This window comes from Ruegeria sp. BHSA163 (assembly GCF_059613365.1).
In genome coordinates this window covers 44,000-63,416 of sequence record NZ_JBXWSJ010000025.1, presented here as the reverse complement: position 1 = coordinate 63,416, position 19,417 = coordinate 44,000, and the positions used below count along the sequence as shown (strand labels likewise).

The window sequence follows — 19,417 nt, the reverse complement described above, 5'->3', positions numbered from 1 at the left end:
CGTCCTCCTAGCGCTTACAAGCGACTTACACTGACTTTTGTGTCGTTGTAAAAGCACGGTAGATACTGGTGGCCAACGTTAAAACTCCAGCGAAGATCAAGACAGCGCAGATCGGACGCGAGAAATAAGTACCCAAATCGTAATGCACCATCTGCAAACCTTGCGCAAAGTTCTGTTCGCCGATCTTGCCAAGGATCAGCCCCAATACGATTCCGGGGATAGAAAACCCTGACCGGCGAAGCAAATATCCAATGATACCAGCAAGAAACATCACCATTACGTCCAAAACCAGTCCACGGCTGATGTAGGCTCCGACAGTTGCCAGGATCAATATCAACGGAGCCAGGAACTGAAATGGAATTTTCAAAAGGTTGAGAATCGTCTTTGTCTCGACCAGCCCAATTATCAAGATCGAAAGATTGGCATAGAACATGGCTGCGAAAACGATCCAGATTAGGTCCGGCGACATCATGAACACTAAAGGTCCTGGCTGAAGGTCGTGCATCTGGAAAACCGCGACCATCATCGCAGTAAGCGCTCCGCCCGGAAGACCCAACGCCAGAAGCGGGATCATTGCTGCGCCCGTTGCTGCGTTGTTCGCCGTTTCCGCCGAAATAACGCCTTCTAGCTTTCCTTTGCCGAACTCTTCTTGGTTTTTCGACCATCGCACAGCTTCGCCATAGCTCATGAAGGCCGCCAAAGTTGCACCGATGCCAGGCAAGATTCCGCAGAAAAAGCCGACAACAATTGATCGTAATACTGCAATCTTGTGCATCCAAAGCTCAAGAAACGACGGAAACGACATGCTGACCTTTGGCGCCTTGTACTTGCCGCTTGCCTTCTTTTCGGCCTGCACAAAAATCTCGGAGACAGCGAAAAACCCCAATATTGCAGGCACGAAGGCAATGCCAGCAGCCAAATCTGTCAGACCAAAATTATAGCGATTGATGCCACCCACTGGATCTTGTCCGATTGTGGCTATCAAAAGTCCGATTAGGACCGACATCCAACCCTTCCAAATGGTGCGCGCACCAACCGATGAAGCGACAGCCAGACCGAAAAAGACCAGCGCGAAGATCTCTGGCGGGCCGATATTGCGGATCGCCCAGTTCGCAAGCGGCTCCGTAGCCGCCATCATAACCAAGGCTGAAGCAACCCCACCGATGGCAGAACAAAGCACAGCGGCACCAACCGCTTTCCCAGATTGTCCTTTTTGGGTCATGGGATAGCCGTCAAAGGCGGTTGGCGCATTCTCCGGTGCACCGGGAATGTTGAAAAGTATTGCAGTGATAGCGCCGCCATAGGTCCCGGTGCAGTAGATAACGGCAAAAAGCATCACCCCTTGAGCTGGCTCAAGCCCCGCCGTGAAAGGTAGAAGGATAGCCGCCAAGGTAAGCATGCTGACGCCCGGGATGGCGCCAAAAAGCATACCTCCGATGACACCGAAGACGAAGATACCAATGGTAAACGGGTCACCAAAAAGCGCTGAGGTTCCGGCCAGAAAGTTCTCGATCATTGTCTGGTCACAGCCCCTGTAGCTTGGCGTTCATTGTGAGGACCCATGCACTGAAATCATAGAAGGGCGAAGTGTTGCCTTGCGGCAAGGGCGCGTTAAGGATCACCAGAAACAGTCCAATGAAGAGGACATAGATGACAAAAGTCATTACCAAGATGGCTCTCCATCTACGCTCTCCGAAAAGCCAGATAATGGCCGCAATAAAAAATGGTGCGCTGAAATATATGCCCACCGGCTTCAAAAGCCAGGCAAAGAGGAAGGGAGTCAATAGAACGGCAAACATGCGAAGGACTGTGCCCGGTTCGCTGAAGTCAGCCTCGTCGTCACTTTGACCGATCGTACCTTGCGCGGCCGAGCCGTTTTTGTACTGAAACCAGATATTGCCCAACGTCGCGATCAGCAAAAGCCCGATTACTACGCGTGGCCAAGCGGTAGCTCCAAAACGATAAATCTCAATCGGCTGATTGAATTCGAAGGAAAAGGCATAAAAAATCACGACAACCAGCAGAAAAATTACCGCCTCTATCACGTGGGTGCGCGTCAAACGTCCCAATGTTCCTACCCCTAATTCGCGTGAAAAGGCGCGGCACCCATAGGCACCACGCCATTAGTATTATATGCGACTTACTTCACATCCAGGCCCATGGCCTTGTAGACGTCGCGATATTGATCAATTGAGCGCGTGATCAACTGTTCAGAGCCTTCTGTATCGCGATAGCTATCGATCACAGTCATGAATTTGCTCTCGTTGAAGGCCTGATAGCTGTCCTCGCAATAAGCGCGTTGGAACGCCCACTGAAGCCATTCCACGTTCTCTGCAGGAGCATCCGCGTGGACATAGAAGCCACGGAAGCGCAGCAAAGGATCAAAATCCATCCCCATCTCGCGATGCGTGGGTACGTCTGCAAAGACCTCTGGACGCTCATCAAAGATTGTCAGTATCGGCTTGAACTGACCTGCATCCAGAAAGTTGCGCACGTCGCCTGGTTGCTCAAAAAGTGCGTCAACCTGACCACCAAGCAAAGCCCCGTAGCGCGGCGCACCTTTGTCGAAAGAAATCTGTTGGATCGACATTCCAGTGGCATCAGTGATGAATTTCATCGTCACTCGTTCCATGGAACCTTCTTTGGAAACGTTGGCGATCGTGGCCTTACCGTCCTGCGCCTTAACCCACTCAACAAAGGAGGGCCAATCGGTAAAGCGCGTTTCGTCTGCGCGGATATAAACCTGCGAGAACGTAACCTGGCTGGTTACCAATGGGATTAGGTCCACTGCGGGGTTCGGCACAGACGAGTCGAGGGCATGGGCTGACGACGCGTCGTCGATATGCTCCAAAACATTGTATCCGTCTGCAGGCGACGCCATGTAGGCGGTCATGCCAACAGTGCCCGATCCCCCTGGTTTGTGGTCGCGATTGATAGGGACACCAGTCAGTTCTGTTACTGCCTCGGCCATAGCCGCGGCAACCTGGCCTGAACCACCTGCGGGGCCGTATGGTACAACCATGGTCAGAGCGCGCTCTGGGAAACCGCCCGGTTTTTCCATCGTAGCTTCACTGCGCTTGCATTCGAACGCAAACGCTGTACCACCAGCAGCAAGCGTGGCGACAAAAAAAGTCACCCCAAATAGTCTTTTCATGTTTTCCTCCCTTACGAGCACTTCATTTTATTGTTTGCTCGTAGCTTGTGTACGGTCTCACGATCACCTTGGATTGGTAAAGTTCTAGCATAGCCCGTGCGAGGAAATTGGTATTGGACAAGATTTGATCTGTCTAGAAATATATAAAATCTCAAATATAAAGATTTTATCCACGTCGCCTTACTTGCCAGACGAGCGGGCACCCATTTAAATGCCGCATCATTTGTTCAAGCGGACACGAAGAATACATTTGCCGCTGCTCTGCAACCGGATCGCGGCCTACCGTTTAATCATCCACGACCTAGTCTCATTTGCGATCAGGCTTGTTCAATCCAACATACTTTTTTGTTTCGAGTTATGGGACGAGCTTCTTTACGAACAAAGTTACCAGTTCAATTTTTCCAGACAGTTATTGGGTCATCAAAAATGTGAAAAAAATTTATTTTTGACAAATGGTTACGTTGCTATGCTAACGATAAATTCACTTGTAAAAATAGCAGACTTCACACATGAATAACGGGGATCATAATTATATTTGAAGCTTCCACATAGCGCAGCTTAAACTGTCATCCGATGAATTCCCTCGAATAGCTGTGGTTTTGACCTTTATTGAGTAATACTTGGTTTCGTACCGCCCGCAGAACTCTCTTCGATCCACTGCCTCGCCACCGGCGTTTGATAGCGTTCCGTCGGAATAAACCTCCGTCTCACACGAGATATTTGCACTAGCACCAAGTGCTAGTGCAAATTGAAGCGCTCAAATTTAACTGGAAATACCGTCGGTACACGTGCGCGCAGCTTCGACCGCCGCACTAACGCCAGTCAGGTCTACTTTGACCGGTTGGTTGGTTTTCTTTGGGAAGGCCGTCAGTGTCCCTTCCTGCATAATGGCATTCACCATGTTGTCGTCTTTGATAACAAAGTAGGCGCCTTTGTAGTCGCCACGCAGGTCTTTGCTTTTCATCCCACGGGCTTTGCCGTCGAACACAAACCCGTTGACGTCAATTTCGACCTTTTGTTTGTTTTTGATGTCAACATCCGCCAAAGTGAATACTCCAATGTACGCGTGCTTTTTATTCTTGGTAAGGCCGATCTGGACCGCGTTGCCAAAGTCATCTGTACGCTCAATCAAGCAAGCCTGACGCTCTGCATCGATGAAAACATTCCAACCTTCGACGGGATCGCCGTACGGCGCAAAGCCATCCTCAGCGCCGGGAATAGGATCCGATGCAAAAGCCGGTACGGCGAAGGTAGCCGCCGCAATAAAGGTAACTGCTGTGAATGGAACTAGTTTCATTTGTACCTCCCATTAAATCAGATTGAACAATGGTAGTTATTCTGAACATTTTCGAAATCCAGTAAAACCAGTTCTCATCGAAGTCGTCGAACAAGCTAATTACCGCCACTTCGAAATTTGCTGGTTTTTTTAAAGCTGCATTATCAGCAGAGCGGGCGCAGACGAATATTTCGGGAATGGCTGCATCGAACCCAATGCGGACACCGCCGGGCTCTGGAACGCAGTCATTCACTTTTAGCAACATGACCTGGCTTTTGCGACACGATCAAAATCAGCGCCTTTAGTTGTCAAGCGATCGATTTGATTATTGTACAATGCACGGCACAAGCCTCAGGCTACAAAGTAGGACGTTATTTCTCCCACTCCTTTGACAAAATGAGTTTGCGCTTCCGCATTTGGCAGATGGTCGCCCAGCGCATCTTTAGTTTGTGCTGAGATGTGGATGTGCCCCGACCTTCCTGTGGCCTCGAGACGGCTCGCAAGGTTCACGGTTTCGCCCCAAACATCATAAATTGAACGCTTTCGCCCAATAAGACCGGCAATAACTGGCCCGGAATGGACGCCTATGCGGATTTGCAGCCCCGCGCTACTTATTGTGCTGTCAGACATTGTCCTGAGAATGTCACGTGCAAAGCTTATGGCCGCGTGCGCGTGGTCCTTACGATGCAAAGGAATACCCGACGCCGCCATGTAGGCATCCCCAATTGTCTTAATCTTTTCGATACCGTGCATGGTGGCGAGATCATCAAAAGCAGTAAACAATCTAGACAATTCCAGAATTAAATCGCCGGCGTCCATGCGGGCCACCAGCGGCGTAAATTCTACAATATCTGCGAATATTATGGTTGCGCCGACGAAGCGATCTGCGATGTTTGTTTCGCCATCGTTTAGTCGTTTAATAACGGGCGCGGGCAGCATCGAGTGTAGCAACTTGTCTGCCCTGTCACGTTCGTATTTGATCTCATTTGTAAACGCTAATTCTTTAGCGCGCCAGCGACTACGTTCCAAGCATGCGTCCACGCGCGCGTGCAGCAAAACTGGGTCGATAGGTTTTGGTAAATAGTCCTCTGCGCCGACACTGATGCATTTGGCGATAGCGTCAGTCTCGTTGAGACCTGAAACCATAACCACGGGTATTTCCCGCCAAGACGGATCCTCTTTCATTCTTTCGAGGACGTCGATGCCATTCACCTCAGGCATAAGAATATCCAACAAAACAAGGTCGAATCCTTCGCGCATCAGGGACTTGTAAGTTTCCCTAGCAGACCCGACCGACCGCACACTGTGTCCTCGACGTTCCAACAACCGGGTCAGAATTTCGCGATTGGCCGCCTCGTCATCAATCACCAAGATGTGGCCAGTCAGGATTTCGCGACCGACTTCCGGGGCCGTAAGACTGCGTTCAAGACTGGCTGCAATTTCCTCGTCCTTGTTGCTCCGCTCTGCGTTATTCTGAATGTCTGACCCATTAATGGTCACGTCGATCTGGAGTGCCAGCCTACGCGCTTCGTTCAGGATAGCGTTTATGTCTCTACAAGCGGAAGGTTCGAGATCTACCTCGAAATCATCCAGCACCATTTCCGAATAGCCAATTATCGCATTGATCGGCGAGCGGAAATCATGCCGCAATTTCGCCTGAGCATCTTTGTCGGCAGAAATTTGGTGCACACCTTTCCCCAAAACTTCGACCATCTGAACAAGATTGCTTGCTGCGACACCGATCTTTTGCAAATCCTCCAGCGCGGCCTCTGGACCAGTTCTACGCACTTCTTCGATCAGCAGGTTATGAAACCCTACGATCGCCTCCGATGGCCCCTTGAGGTTCTGGGAAATGCTTGTGGCCAGTGCCAACTTGTCCTTTCGGTTTTTTGCAACCATGCCTCGCTACCTGTCCAGCAGTTTTTCGATTATTTCCAGCAAACCAGGAAGTTCAATCGGCTTGGTATAGAAATCATCGCAACCTGCATCCATGGCCTTGTCGCGATCACTCTGCATCGCGTGCGCAGTCAATGCGACAACTGGGATAGTTTTGGTATCCGGGTTAGCTTTTATCTTTCTTGTCGCCTCCCACCCGTCAATTACCGGCAGGCTTATGTCCATTAATATTAGATCCGGTTTGTCCGATAGAGCTTGTTCAACGCCGGCCCGGCCATCGCGGGCCGATACAGTTTGATAGCCTTTTCTCTGCAAGCGGCGCGACAGCATATCGAGGTTCATATCGTTATCTTCCACAATAAGTATCTTTGCCATCGCCTTAATCTTTCCGACTCATGAATAAACTTGTAGCTGGCGCTTCAGTGCAGCAAGTAGATCACCTCGACCCGTATCACCTTTTCGGATGACTTCCCCAGAATGGGCTTTTAACCAATCCAGTTCATCCCGCGTCAGGTCCTTAGACGTCGCTACAATCACCGGTAAATCTGCAAGTCCGTCGGTAGAGCGAACTGTCTTCAGTACATCGAAACCGTCCACATTGGGCATCATAATGTCCAATACCATCAAAGTCGGCCTTTTAGATTTCAATTGGCTAAGCGCGCCCTGACCGTCCGCCGCTTCGCGTACTGTCCAACCATTGCGCGTTAAAATACGGCGAAACAGGTTTCGCGTTGACATATCGTCGTCAACAATCAGCACATCCTTGTCGCGCCCCGAGGCGATTGCTTCCAGCGCTGCAATCAGACGCGTTGGATCTATCGGTTTAATCAAATGCTCGATAGCGCCAAAGGCAAGGCCCATGTCGCGATCCGCGACAATCGTGGCTAGAACAACTGGAATCTCGCAAAGCTTCGAGTCCGCCTTGAGTTCCTTCAACATGGACCAACCGTCGCGTTCAGGCATGATAACATCCAGTATAATGACGTCAGGCCGTTGCATTCGCGCGACTTCCATGCCCGCTGTTGCGTTCGGGGCTGTCAAAACTTCATAACCTTCCTCACGAACGATTTGGGCAACTGCGTTCCTTGCGTCTTCTTTATCATCCACGATCAGCACTCGGCCCAAAGCTGTTTCGGATGAGGCTTCGCTGTGATCGTCAACCAAGGTGGAAACGGTCTCGTAGCGCGCCGGGATTTCAAAAGAGAAGGTCGATCCAACACCCTCTTTGCTACTAACTGTAATGTGTCCACCCATCATACGCGTAAATTCCTGTGCAATCGCGAGACCGAGTCCGGTGCCTCCGAAATTCCGCGTAGTAGACTGATCAGCTTGTACGAACGCTTGGAAAAGCTTGTCGCTTTGCTCTGCAGTCATTCCGATACCTTCGTCTCGCACCGAAAACCGAAAGAAATCCGTGTCGTTTTTCCGGGTTTTGGAGACAAGAAGCTCAATCTTACCGCTTTCGGTGAACTTTGCCGCGTTGGACAACAGGTTGAAGAGGTTCTGCCGAAGCTTAGTTTTGTCGGTTTCAATCTCGTCATTATCTTCAAGATCTATAGAGAGAACCAGTTCATTGCTGTTCTTGCTCACCAAGGGCACCACGGTAGAAGCGACTTCGTCCAACAAGGGTCGGAGAGCAAAACGTTCCGGGTACATATCCATTTTACCGGCTTCGATCTTGGATAGATCAAGAACGTCGTTGATGAGCGAGAGTAGGTGTCGCCCAGAAGCCATTATCTTCTCCAGGTCATCAGTCGCTGTCTGGAACCCCATATCTTGTGCGTCTTCGGACAACATTTCGCTGTAGCCGATGATTGCGTTCAATGGTGTGCGCAGCTCATGGCTCATGGAAGCTAGAAACTGGCTTTTTGCTGAGCTGGAAGCGACAGCCTGTGCATTGGCCTCTTCAAGTTGTTCCTGTTTGGACTTTAGGTCGGATATGTCGCTATAGACGGCGACTGTACCTCTGTCGGGTGTCCGGCGTTTCGACACCTGAATCCAAGCGCCACCCAGTAATACTTCCTGGCGATCGCCATCTGGACGGCGATGTCGTGCAATCCGCTCGTGAACCCACTCTTCATCAGGTACACCGTCGGTATCAACCGATTTTCGTTTTAGTTGTAGCCGCAAGATGTCTTCGAACCGAGTGCCCGGCACAAGAATGTCGTCCACATGTGCGAAAATGCTACGGAACCGATCATTGAAGAGCACGAGCTGGTCTTCATTGTCAAACAGCGCAAATCCATCTGGAATTGTTTCAATTGCCGTCAGGATTGTATTGCGCTGCGCACGTGCCTCTTCTTCTAATGCGCGTCGCTTTTCCTGACTGTCGCGCAGCGCCCTCAGAGCTTGGGACATCCGACCTAGCTCATCAGTGCCTTCAGGTGGCAGGTCCACATCTCTTTCACCCCGGATCAAGCCTGAAATCGCAACGTTGATTGCATTCAGAGGCACAACGATCGACCTTAGAGCACGCCAAGTAAGGAGTGCTCCCATAATCACAATGACAATACACGCGATGATCGCTCGGTTCATCGCAGCCTTGGCGGCGACAGTTGCTTCGTTTCTGGTCCGGTCGGCACTTTCAGATAGGTCTTCGACCAGTTGCGTCAGCGTTTTGTCGACTTCATCACTAGCCACTCGGGCTTGTGCAAGTAAAGTATTTCCCAGCACTCTGTTGCCATCGGTATAAGCATCGGCCGCCTGCATGGAAGTTTCGAAATAGGAATTTGCCTGCTCTTGCACGTTTGCCGCGGAATCTGGCGCAAAAGCGGCAAGTTGTTCGAGACTGCTTTTGAGCTTCGTGCTTGCTTCATTGGCGCGACGTTCCGACAGGGTCAGCAAACTGACAGAAAGGTCAGTTAACCAGTACCTCATTTCCCCAAAATGACGGTCTGCCTGGCCAGCTACTTCCAGTCGGTGAAACTCAATGTTGGCGTCTTGTATGCGGGCTTGATTAAGCGCTAGATCGTAGACCATTACGATGGTGCTAACAACCAATGCAGCCAACAATAACGCAGACAATGAACCAATGCGCACCGGAATAGTGTTTTTGGACACCCACCCCCAACCGTCGCTTACACCAGATTTTTGTTTCATTTAAAAAGCGTTATACTAATTGCGCCGGCAAGATCGCCAAGTTGTCCACCTTCCTTGGGAAAACCGGTCACATCCGTTTCGCCCGCTGGCGATCCGTGGCATGAGAGACAAGACTGGGAGTAGTATTCTGGGATAAGCATACGGAACGCGGGCTTCCCAGAAACTTCAGTTTCTTCGAAAAACGATTGCCCTTCAGCCCAAGAAGAATCCTTGAACTTTTCTTCGATCACTGAGTTTTCCCAAGTGTCGGGGCGAGCCATGCGATTGCGGACAAGTTCTGAGGGCGCCGTTACCTTAACCATAGCAGACGTGCCGATCTCACCTGCGAACTGTTCATTTACCAACCGCGCAAAAACCGCTGGAATAAATCCTTTGAAAGCCACTCCCTCGGCATTTATCAGCTCTTGGTTTGCGTCGATTACCGTGACCATAGCGTTAAGCTGCGTCTCGGTAAGTTTACGCTCCAATGGGTCCAATCCATCATGCAGCGGTTGTTCGCCATTAGCGTTCAAGTAGGCCTGGATAACTTTCTCGTAAAACACGTCACCGGAAAGCCCTTTGTCTGTGACATTAGGATCGTTGATTAATTCCTGGCTGTTCGACACCACACTTCTGCCGGCTCGTAACACAGCCGCAAGTCGGTTGCCTGTCTCAATTTCTTCTGCGGTTTGCGCTGCAACACCATCCGCACCAAGCGTGCAGAATGCACTTGAAATAACTGCTGCTGTTATAATCAGATTTTTCAATAGACCAACGCCTCCACGTAAAGTCGAGTGCCGTGACAATAAGCTGGCCTAGCAAAAAATCTCCAAACTGTCAGAGGAATTCGAACCGGCTGGAATTGCGCCGCCAAAAATTGATTATTTTAAGTGATTGGTTAGCCGGAAAATTTACTGTGTGCGTATCAGACAATTTTGTCCGCAATGTAAGAGATCAGCTAATCTGTGCGTCTATCTCGGGTTCAAAGCGGTCATTTGCTTCGGAGCGCTGCAAGGCGAATGGCCGCAAATGAACACAATAATCAACATACTCAAGCTTGTGGTCATGATCGGAATCCGTAAAACGCCGCTCACGAAATCAACTCGTGAACGGCGTATCTTTACGACTGACCGATCTTCCTGTTTGGGATGGTCGGTAATTTGAATTGCCTTACCCTCTTAGGCGGTGATGCAAGATGATTGGAACAGCAAGTTCTTCCTCATCGCTCAAGTGACGCTGAAGAAAGGCTTCGATGACCTCAGAAGTGCGATGCAATGCTCCAACCTCTGAACGAGCCTGAGCCTCGTCCAGATGGATAAGCTTTATTGCACGATTGGCCATCCGTGTGTACTCTTCAAGAACGAGATCGAGATCTGCATGGTCCTTTTCCAGCACTTCTAACCCAGCGTCAAACCGAGGATCAGCAGCAGCAAGCTCGGGGAAGTAATTTCTATCTTCCCAGCCATGATGTCCATGTAAGTTTCCGACAAGAGCGTTGCCATAGTATGACAGGCGCGCTGCGTACTCATCGGGTGGCACGTCTTTTTCAAGATAGCTTTCTGCATCGACCCGCACCAACTCGGCAAGGCGCCTGAACATCTGATGGGCTCCTAGCCAGTGACGAGTTTTTTCCTTGAACCCAGGATGAGATTCCCAGCTGTCGCGGGGATACTTGTCGAGCAAGAACTGCAACTCGCCCGGCATGTCTGCTGTGCGGATATTGTAAGTATCAAGCATGAGCTTACTCCTTTCCGCAGTAATTTGTGTGCTAAGATTTCAATTCGTTAGACCCAATGCTGCACAACTGATGTCCATCTTTGCACATCTTCCAAACCAATTGATTTTCCCTGTTGCTGCTTAAGTCGGCCAATCCTCGTGCAGATCGCCATTGAATCAAGCTAACTAAACGCACACAAAAACCTGCCTCGCCCCAAACAAGTCGTTTTCATCGATCCAATGCGGCCAATATGCGAGCATCGCGTTCGTATGGGTCCTCGCGAAAATGAACAACCCCGTCTTCGACCCAAGCGGTCCAATATGTCAAAAGAACTGGCATTGGTTTTGGTAGGTTAACGCGCGTTGTCTTTCCACTATCCAAAATGGATTGCATCTTTTTTCGGTTCCAGCCGGGTTCTCCCTCCATCAGAAGGCTTGCGAATTCGAAGGGATACTCCAAGCGAACGCAGCCGGAACTAAGGTTCCTTTCGTTTCGATCAAACAGACTACGGTCGTTCGTATCATGTAAGTACACCGCGTATTTGTTGGGAAACATGAACTTTACCAAACCCAACGCATTGTTTGGGCCCGGTTGTTGGACAAGTGTGACGCCGGGGTTTTTCGCCGCCCAGTTTACTGCGTTGACTGGAATTGTTTGCCCGTCCTTGTTTCGAACCACATAGTTGTTGCGTGCAAGATACGCTGGATCCTTGCGAATGCGAGAAAGTTTATCTTTCCGAAATATCGAGGCGGGAACGGTCCAGGTCGGATTGAACTCCATGTATTCAATTTCATCTCGGAATACCGGTGTCTTTCGGTACGCTGACCCTGTGATTGATCTGGTGGTCCAAAGCGTCCCATCAGACTTGACTAAGTAAGTACGGGCCCCCGCAATATTAACCAGAACGAAATCATCGTTGAGCTCCCGCATAAGCCAACGACCTCTCTCAAGGCTCAGGCGCAGCTTGTTAACGCGATCTTCCACAGGTTTGTTGAGGGAGGTAAATGTTTTGCCGCCAATAACCCCATCTGCTTCCAACCCGTGTCGGTTTTGAAATGTTCTGACCTGTTGCAGCAGGCTATCGTCGTAAACCCATGCCGGGTTTGAGCTACCTTGGCTAAGTTCCGAAACCTCGTTTGCTCCGTCGTAACCCTCTGCCCGTAGTCTTTCGCGCAATTTTGCAACAGCTGGGTCCACCATTCCTGGCTTCAAAACTTTTTCATCGGGAACAATCGCCCAACCGCCCTGCATTGCTATTGCTTTGTATTTGCTTAGTGCCTCAACAAGCATTTCATACTGCGCGTTGTCGATGTCTATGCGTTCGATTAGGGCGCTAAATCCATCCCCTTGAAGGAATTGACTCAAAACGACGGCCGGATCTTTTTGGATAACCGGTTTGGAAAAGTTCCAATCATCGTCCAATGCGTTTGGGTCGACTTTTCCGAACACCAAATGATGGACAAGTTTAACAGCAGCATCTGTTGCGATAATGTCGAATACAGCTTGATCGTAGGCGTTGCCACCTTTGGTGGCGTTAAATGCGACTCGAAGCTCTTCGAGTTCAAAGTCATCTGGTCTGAAGCCCTGGTCCACCGCTCCGTCCAGCTCGGTAAAGAGTTCGTCTACCAATTCGTCGCGTGTCCACGCAGGGGTAAAGTCCCTTTCTTCATAGAAACGCGGCACAAGAACCGCGGCATCCAAGCTTTTGCTGTCTGGCAGCGTGTCACTTGAATCCAAACCCTTTCCTAGAAGCGCTGCAATCTGTTCGGAAACTTGGTCCGCAGAACTAAAGCTGGGACACAAAATCAGTATCGCGGTTAGCGCACTTGCGGCCACAGAACAAATGTATCCCACCATCACCTCCTACGACGTCACCCTATATATTGCTTTTCAGGTGTAGAGTAACGCAATATACGGTATATTCAAATCGCAATTAACAGATTTCAAGTGTAGGATCTGAAATGTGGGGAGGACGCTCGCGGTTAAACCAAATCCGTGTCCGGCTGAAGGCAGCATTGTTTCGCATTTCGTGTCTCTTCCAGATCTACAACCTTTCCTGACCGCCAATGGTTGGAAAGCCCGTAGAGCGCTCAACCAAGATGTCTTGGCGTGTAACCGCATTCAGCCCAAGGCGGACGTTCTCTAGATGTCAGCGAGTTCCGCAAATAGGCCGCCACATCAATCAGGTCTCGACTGGAGCGTAACTACCGTCTTTGCGGTGAACCTCTCTGCCTGTGAGGGGCGGATTGAAAACGCAGATTAGCCTAAGGTCTGCGTCTAAGGCTTGTACCAAATGTCTGTCGTTTTGATCCAATGCGTATAATGTGAAGCGCTCCAGCGAGTACCATTTCTCTTCGTCAAACCGCCTAATTTGGCCCCTGCCTTGGATGCAGTAACAAGCTTCCAAGTGATGGATGTATTCAAGTTCAAGTACGGCATCTTTTTCGATAATTGTGTCAGTCATCGAAAATCCCAGGCCGTCAGACGCCAACAATAGCCGTCTGCTTTTCCATCCCGGGCCAGCGACGTCCCGCTCTGTACCAACGACATCCTCAAGAGATCTTACGATCATGCATTTACCTTTCTTAAGTCACCGAACCGCACGATTCATGCCTCCATCTGACAGGATGTTCTGCCCGTTAATATACCGCGCTCCTTCCGAAGCAAGGAAGACGCAAGCTTGGCCAATCTCGGCGAACGTTGCCGGGCGTTGAGCAGGGATAGATCGTCTTGCCAGGTCCGACAAATTCACGTTCTCGCAAAAGCCTGGCATCAGGTTGTTCATATTGATGTTGTGGCGGGCGTATCGATCGCCGAATAGCTTGGCAAAACTGTGCAGTGCGCCTCGAAGCATGCTCATCGGATAGGGCGCGCGCGGCTCAACTGTGTTCATAGACGAGATGTTCACAAATGAACCGCCACCTTGTTCAATCATGATCGGGGTCACGATACGTGCCAGCTTGACGACGTTTAGAACATACATGTCGAGGCTTTCGTGCCATAGCTCATCCGGCAACTCCAACAATGGTCCATCAAAATCCGGATCAAAGCCGACCGTTTTGATGGCTTCTGGTACGCTGCCACCATGGCCCATATTGCTAACGACTGCATCGATCCTCCCGTACTCCTTGAGTGTGGCGTCTACCATTGCTTGTAAATCGGCGGTGTCGAGGACCGAACCTTGGTGTCCAATCCCGCCCAATTCCTTCGCCAATTCTTTGGATCGCGTCGACGGGGACATCAGCGAGACCTTGTAGCCCGCTTTTGCCATCTCGATGGCGCACCCTTTTCCAATGCCCTGGCCAGTTCCGGTCATCAGGGCCACTCTGAGATCAGCCATTTGATTGTCTCCGCTATAATATTTCTGCCTAATATTTACCAAGATATGCGGGTTGTATGATGCCATGAAAAGCTATGCAGCACATAGGTATTGGATAAACAAACACCATATGAGGAACATCCGTCATCTTCGAGCATTCAAAGCTTTCAAAGCAACTGCATCGCGCTTGAACGTCCGCAAAGCAACCCGCACAACAGTTCCCAGGCAGAACGAAATTTTCCCGAAGCTTTGAGACTATTGAGCTTTTTTTCGTCTCAAATGATGGTTAAAGCATCGATCCATTACCATTTTCCGTCGGCTCGAAAAGGGTTAAAGCAATCGCGGTGTCAAGCCACGCGTCCACGGCATTCCCGCCGCTTCCTAGCACGGACAGCCCACCCTGTGCCGCCTATTGCGAAGAGGTCGCCACTTCATTGTCAGCAATTATTGCAGACCGTCGCGAAGCGTATGGGTTTCCCTGAGAAACTTCATTCTGTTTGATACCAAGATGGCGCAACTCAGAAGGTTAGCCGCGATCGTCTTGACCAACTATTTGGTCCAGACAGTGCGGCTGAAACATTTTGGACCTGCAAGAGGGTCCGCTTTGCGCGCGAGGCTGTCATTCAACAAATTCTTGCAAGCGTCTGTATTGAAAACAAACCGGAGATCCCACGGGTCTGGCTTATTTGACCATCGCGTGAGTTAGTTTAAGAATCTGAGGCACCTAATAGTCCAGTTACGCTTTTCTTTGTTGATTGTGTTACACTGCACCACGAACAACATGAAAGTGTTTGGTTAGACGTTGTAATGACCTTTATCAGGTTTCGCCGCAAAACATTAATATTTGTTACAATCGCGCTCTGGTTCATTATTGCAAATTCCGCAAGATCGGAGCCTGAACGAGTCGCGCTTGTCATTGGCAATGGAAATTATAACCACGTAGCAAATTTACCCAATGCACAAAACGATGCGAGCGACATCTCTTCTGCTCTCTCTAGGATTGGTTTCGACGTTGATTATAGCCTTGACCTAGATTTCCGAGGAATGCGGGTTGCCCTCAGAGACTTTGCGAAAAGAGCTGAAAACGCTGACATTGCGCTGATTTATTTTGCCGGGCACGGAATAGAAATAGACGGTGTAAACTACATAATCCCTGTGAATGCAGAGCTGCAAAGCGACAAGGATGTTAGTTTTGAAGCAATTCGATTGGACACCGTAGTCACTTCGCTTTCCTCATCTGAGGGCCTCAAGATCGTGTTGGTAGACGCATGCCGTAACAATCCATTCTTGAGCACTATGACCAGAACAAACAGCACGCGTTCGATCGGCAGCGGATTGGGGCGCATTGATCCGAGTGGAGTTCTGGTCAGTTACGCTGCTAAGGGCGGGACCTTGGCTTTAGATGGAGAGGGTAGAAATAGCCCTTATGCGGAAGCTTTACTTCAACACATTGAAGAGCCGGGGCTGGAACTTGGTAAAATGTTTCGAAAGGTTCGAGATACGGTTTTCGAACTTACAGAAGGTTACCAGGAACCGTTCACCTATGGGTCTCTGCCAAGCGAAGACATTTTTCTTGTTCCTGCGATTGCCTCGAAACAAAACGCTGATCTTTTGGCGGAGGCTTTCGCAAAAGCAGATCGCTCTCAATCACTGGCGGATTGGAACATCTTTCTGGAACGTTTTGCCAACGAACATGATCATCCGCTTTATGAGCTCGGGAAGCTTCGGCAAGCGGCGCTTTCCCAACTTGATGCGCGTAAAACCAACGACAATCGCCGCCCGAATGCCTTAACTGACGAGTTGACGTTGTTTGCTGCCGCCGAAAGCCTGGACTTCCCTCGTGCGTGGGCACTCTACTTTGATCGCTATCCTAACGGCGCCATGGCCAAGAGTGCAAAACTTCAAGAGAATGTGAGTTTTTTGAATGCCCTGCGGGACCGGGTTTGGGGTCGCTATCGCAATTTAAATGGCGGTAATGCCTTAACCCAAGAAATGCTCCAAACCGCGATGGAAATGATCGATTTAGATGAAGGGCAAGTAACGCGCATACAAAATGCGCTGACATATGGAAGAATTGGCTTTGTTGGTATTGACGGAAAATACGGGCCGAAAACGCGCAATGGAATAGAGAAATTTCAAGAACGCAGATCGCTTCCGGTAAGCGGACTACCCACCCGGGCAACCCTTTACGCGTTGACGCAAACCGGTGGATGGGGGTCAAGCGGTCGACTTGAGTATGATGCGTCGATTTTCCCTACATCCGGACCGTTGGCGCGAGTTTTGGACCCTCAAGCAGTTGCCCTGCTAGAGCAAGACCACCGGTTGGACCGAGTTTTGTCAGTGTTTCCGGGTCGAGAGATTATTTATGGCTATTTCCAAGGTCGGCTGTATGTCGCAACAAATCTTGGAACAACGATAGGGTCATCTGATTTGAGGGTTTTGGAAGAGAAAACAGAAGGATCCCTGATAGAAATTGATAGCCGCGAGGAAGAAGAATTCATTCGGGAACTGGTTAGATTCGACCAGAAACTTTGGGGCACGACCTCGATCCGAAACAACAAAGGACCCGCAATTGGTTTGCAGCAAAAGCAAGGAAATTGGCTTTGGCGGTCGGGGCGCGAGTTGGAGTATACGAATTGGGCGCCAGGGCAGCCGGAGCGGGTGCTTGAAGCCTCGCCTTTGGACGAAAGCTATGGTCGTTTGGTTCCTTTAGAACGTACAGGAGGCAACAACACCAGAGTGGAACGCATAGGCTGGGCGACGACATCCAATCTACCTCCGACAATAATTCTGGAGATCGAATAATTGTGTCCCCTCACTCGATTATAGAAATGCGACTACATGAAAGAAGAGAGGCTTATTTTTGGATTGCGGTGGGACCTTCAATGAATTGATGATTACTCGACCTCAAAACCAATGGCTTGGAAAGTCATCGAAGGACGGGTCCAGTTTGCAAGGTCGACACTAACTGCAACTCACCCGATTAAATCGGATAGAACCGAATACTGCGTACTTTCTTTATCATTGCGTGAGTTCGGCCCGTAACGTTCTCAAACTTTAAAACTAACAGAATTTTTGCATGCGCTGTTCAAACAAGCATCCAGATGTCCTATAGTAGGCAGAAGATCACAAACAGTAATTTGAAGACCAAATTCTCTCAGCCACTTCCTGATTAATTTAAACCAAGAACTTGGTAACGCGGGAACAATTTCACTGAACCAAAAACCAACACTGCGGAGCGAGAAAGCGATATGATCCGAAGGAATAGCCAATGAAGAAATGGGCGTATTTTGGTGTTGCAGTGTTGGTTTCAGCTTGCGGCACTGCTCCGCAGGCTCCTTTAGTCACTGACGAAGACGGTCAAACTGTTATCCAAATCAACACCAGTGGGTTGACCTGCTACAACTCTGGCTGCCTGGAAATAAATCCAGCTGGTAGTGTTCGGGCTGTGGGGTACAAAAGAACACGTATTCCCAGCGGAATAAATGTCAGTGACGGGACCGTAACACCTGAGGAATTTCGGCGCTTGCGCGAAGCGGCCATGTTGGCCGGCGGTGTTGGTTCTGGCAGCGACCGGTAACAAAGGTCCTGTTTTTCGTAATAAGGCGGAATGCTCTGAACGCTCGCCTTTGGCGCTAATCTCCAACTGAATACTGTTTGCGTGTTATTTGACCTGACCTATCGTTCCGGACTTTTCGCTAGCACGGTTGGGACATTGCGAGTTTTGCGACTTCTATTGATCGCAATCGCGCCCATGACAATAGCGCAGGCAATGGCCTGCGGGGCTGTGATTGCCTCGCCAAAAGCTAGAAAACCAACGGCAAACATGGTTGGTAACTCAATACTACCAACCACTGCAGATTGAGAAGCACCGATCACCGGCGCGCAAACCGTGTAGATGAGCTGAGGAACTAGTGCCGTTACAAGGCCAATTCCTACGATCAAAAGCCAGTCAGAGCGATCCTGCGGGAGTAATTCAGCTGCGTCTGCAGTCAAAACCAGCGGTGCAAGACCGAGAACGGCCCCAAGGGAAACTGCAGCCATACGCGCAAGCGGCGTGATACGGGATAATCTATGCACCAACACGCAAATCCCAAAGCCGAAGCCCAACGGAGCCGCTAGGGCGATCAACAGCGTGGGTAAAAGCTGAATGGGAATAGACGCAGGCGAACCAGCTATGACCGCTGCCAACACAATCAAACTGGAGGCTAGCAGCGAACGCCGCGTGGGCGCATCAGCAAACAATGCCCATGCAATGGCCAGCGTGAAAACCGGATATGTCATATAGAGGACTCCCACGGTCGAAGCAGGCAATGTCTCCAGCGCCTTCACATAACCAATCCAACCAAGTCCCATTACCGCTCCAGCCGAAAGGCCCCAAGCAATCTCTCGCCAAGATTCTTTTTGCGAAAAGAGTGCGGGCAGAAGCAGGGTTGCTGCTACAACGTAGCGATAAAATGCGACTGCATAGGGAGCGACACCCTGTTCGGTCAGCCCCCTACTAAAGTATGGAACCAGTCCGAAACAGATTGATGCAAAAAGAACGCCAAAAATCGCCAGCGTATAAGGAATGGAAGAGGGTGTTTGCATCGATCTAGTGGTCATGCGTCTTAGCTATCACGCACCTGCAATTCTGTCGCTGGAGATTTATCGAGCAGCGGTTAGCCCCACAGACGGGACGTTCAACATTTTTTGAATGGCTGCTTCTGGTGACAGCGGAAATTGCCCAAGAGAGAGCCTAACAACCACTATGCGGACCAAACGGACTAGTTGTTCGATATTTTGAACGTCTCATTTTTCGGTTTTTTTAACCTCGGGGCGGAATTCCCTGTCGCATCTCAAGGCGCCCCAAGTGTCACCTGTGTTCTTCTTTACGCTTGAACTCCACGAGATTGCAGGCTTGGTTAGGGAGTACGTATTTCGATTTAATTTTCTTCGAAATTCTCAGATAATTTTAAGTTTTCCTTGCAAGAAATG

General features: G+C 50.0%; 15 protein-coding genes. 2 read left to right on the top strand and 13 right to left on the bottom strand.

What is annotated here, in order from left to right; translation table 11 throughout:
• Window positions 1–25 precede the first annotated feature (25 nt).
• From AC2FNV_RS13195 to AC2FNV_RS13140, 12 genes are all read right to left on the bottom strand, one after another.
• Entirely contained in the window at window positions 26–1,516 is a 1,491-nt protein-coding gene (locus AC2FNV_RS13195) for a tripartite tricarboxylate transporter permease (protein WP_170473274.1), read from the bottom strand.
• A 7-nt stretch (window positions 1,517–1,523) separates the two neighbouring features.
• On the bottom strand, window positions 1,524–2,069 hold the full coding sequence (locus AC2FNV_RS13190) for a tripartite tricarboxylate transporter TctB family protein (RefSeq protein ID WP_170604921.1): 546 nt from the start codon (window positions 2,067–2,069) through the stop codon (window positions 1,524–1,526).
• Window positions 2,070–2,140: 71 nt separating this feature from the next.
• Window positions 2,141–3,154 (bottom strand): tripartite tricarboxylate transporter substrate binding protein, encoded by a 1,014-nt coding sequence (locus AC2FNV_RS13185; RefSeq protein WP_170473280.1) that lies wholly within the window; start codon window positions 3,152–3,154, stop codon window positions 2,141–2,143.
• Window positions 3,155–3,917: 763 nt separating this feature from the next.
• Window positions 3,918–4,451, bottom strand: coding sequence for a hypothetical protein (locus AC2FNV_RS13180; protein WP_170473283.1), 534 nt, complete (start codon window positions 4,449–4,451; stop codon window positions 3,918–3,920).
• 330 nt (window positions 4,452–4,781) lie between these two features.
• Entirely contained in the window at window positions 4,782–6,329 is a 1,548-nt protein-coding gene (locus AC2FNV_RS13175; RefSeq protein WP_170610469.1) for an adenylate/guanylate cyclase domain-containing protein, read from the bottom strand.
• 6 nt (window positions 6,330–6,335) lie between these two features.
• On the bottom strand, window positions 6,336–6,701 hold the full coding sequence (locus AC2FNV_RS13170) for a response regulator (RefSeq protein ID WP_170610466.1): 366 nt from the start codon (window positions 6,699–6,701) through the stop codon (window positions 6,336–6,338).
• A gap of 18 nt (window positions 6,702–6,719) precedes the next feature.
• Complete coding sequence (locus AC2FNV_RS13165; RefSeq protein ID WP_496773509.1) at window positions 6,720–9,425, bottom strand: response regulator; 2,706 nt, start codon at window positions 9,423–9,425, stop codon at window positions 6,720–6,722.
• Window positions 9,422–10,171 carry a Tll0287-like domain-containing protein gene (locus AC2FNV_RS13160; RefSeq protein ID WP_496773507.1) on the bottom strand — a complete coding sequence of 250 codons (750 nt, stop codon included), beginning with the start codon at window positions 10,169–10,171 and terminating at the stop codon, window positions 9,422–9,424. The genes AC2FNV_RS13165 and AC2FNV_RS13160 overlap by 4 nt, the downstream gene beginning before the upstream one ends.
• A gap of 403 nt (window positions 10,172–10,574) precedes the next feature.
• Complete coding sequence (locus tag AC2FNV_RS13155) at window positions 10,575–11,141, bottom strand: hemerythrin domain-containing protein (protein WP_170473301.1); 567 nt, start codon at window positions 11,139–11,141, stop codon at window positions 10,575–10,577.
• A gap of 208 nt (window positions 11,142–11,349) precedes the next feature.
• On the bottom strand, window positions 11,350–12,978 hold the full coding sequence (locus AC2FNV_RS13150; RefSeq protein ID WP_254442488.1) for a L,D-transpeptidase family protein: 1,629 nt from the start codon (window positions 12,976–12,978) through the stop codon (window positions 11,350–11,352).
• A 325-nt stretch (window positions 12,979–13,303) separates the two neighbouring features.
• Window positions 13,304–13,693: an ectoine synthase gene (locus tag AC2FNV_RS13145; protein WP_170604917.1), complete on the bottom strand. Its 390-nt coding sequence runs from the start codon at window positions 13,691–13,693 to the stop codon at window positions 13,304–13,306.
• 18 nt (window positions 13,694–13,711) lie between these two features.
• Complete coding sequence (locus AC2FNV_RS13140) at window positions 13,712–14,461, bottom strand: SDR family oxidoreductase (protein WP_170604915.1); 750 nt, start codon at window positions 14,459–14,461, stop codon at window positions 13,712–13,714.
• A 786-nt stretch (window positions 14,462–15,247) separates the two neighbouring features.
• On the opposite strand from AC2FNV_RS13140, the gene AC2FNV_RS13135 reads away from it, so the two are divergent.
• On the top strand, window positions 15,248–17,245 hold the full coding sequence (locus tag AC2FNV_RS13135; RefSeq protein ID WP_170604913.1) for a caspase family protein: 1,998 nt from the start codon (window positions 15,248–15,250) through the stop codon (window positions 17,243–17,245).
• 466 nt (window positions 17,246–17,711) lie between these two features.
• Window positions 17,712–18,020 carry a hypothetical protein gene (locus tag AC2FNV_RS13130; RefSeq protein ID WP_170604911.1) on the top strand — a complete coding sequence of 103 codons (309 nt, stop codon included), beginning with the start codon at window positions 17,712–17,714 and terminating at the stop codon, window positions 18,018–18,020.
• Window positions 18,021–18,118: 98 nt separating this feature from the next.
• Here the strand turns inward: AC2FNV_RS13130 and AC2FNV_RS13125 are convergent, their stop codons facing one another.
• Entirely contained in the window at window positions 18,119–19,045 is a 927-nt protein-coding gene (locus AC2FNV_RS13125) for a DMT family transporter (protein ID WP_170604909.1), read from the bottom strand.
• Between the last annotated feature and the right edge of the window lie 372 nt (window positions 19,046–19,417).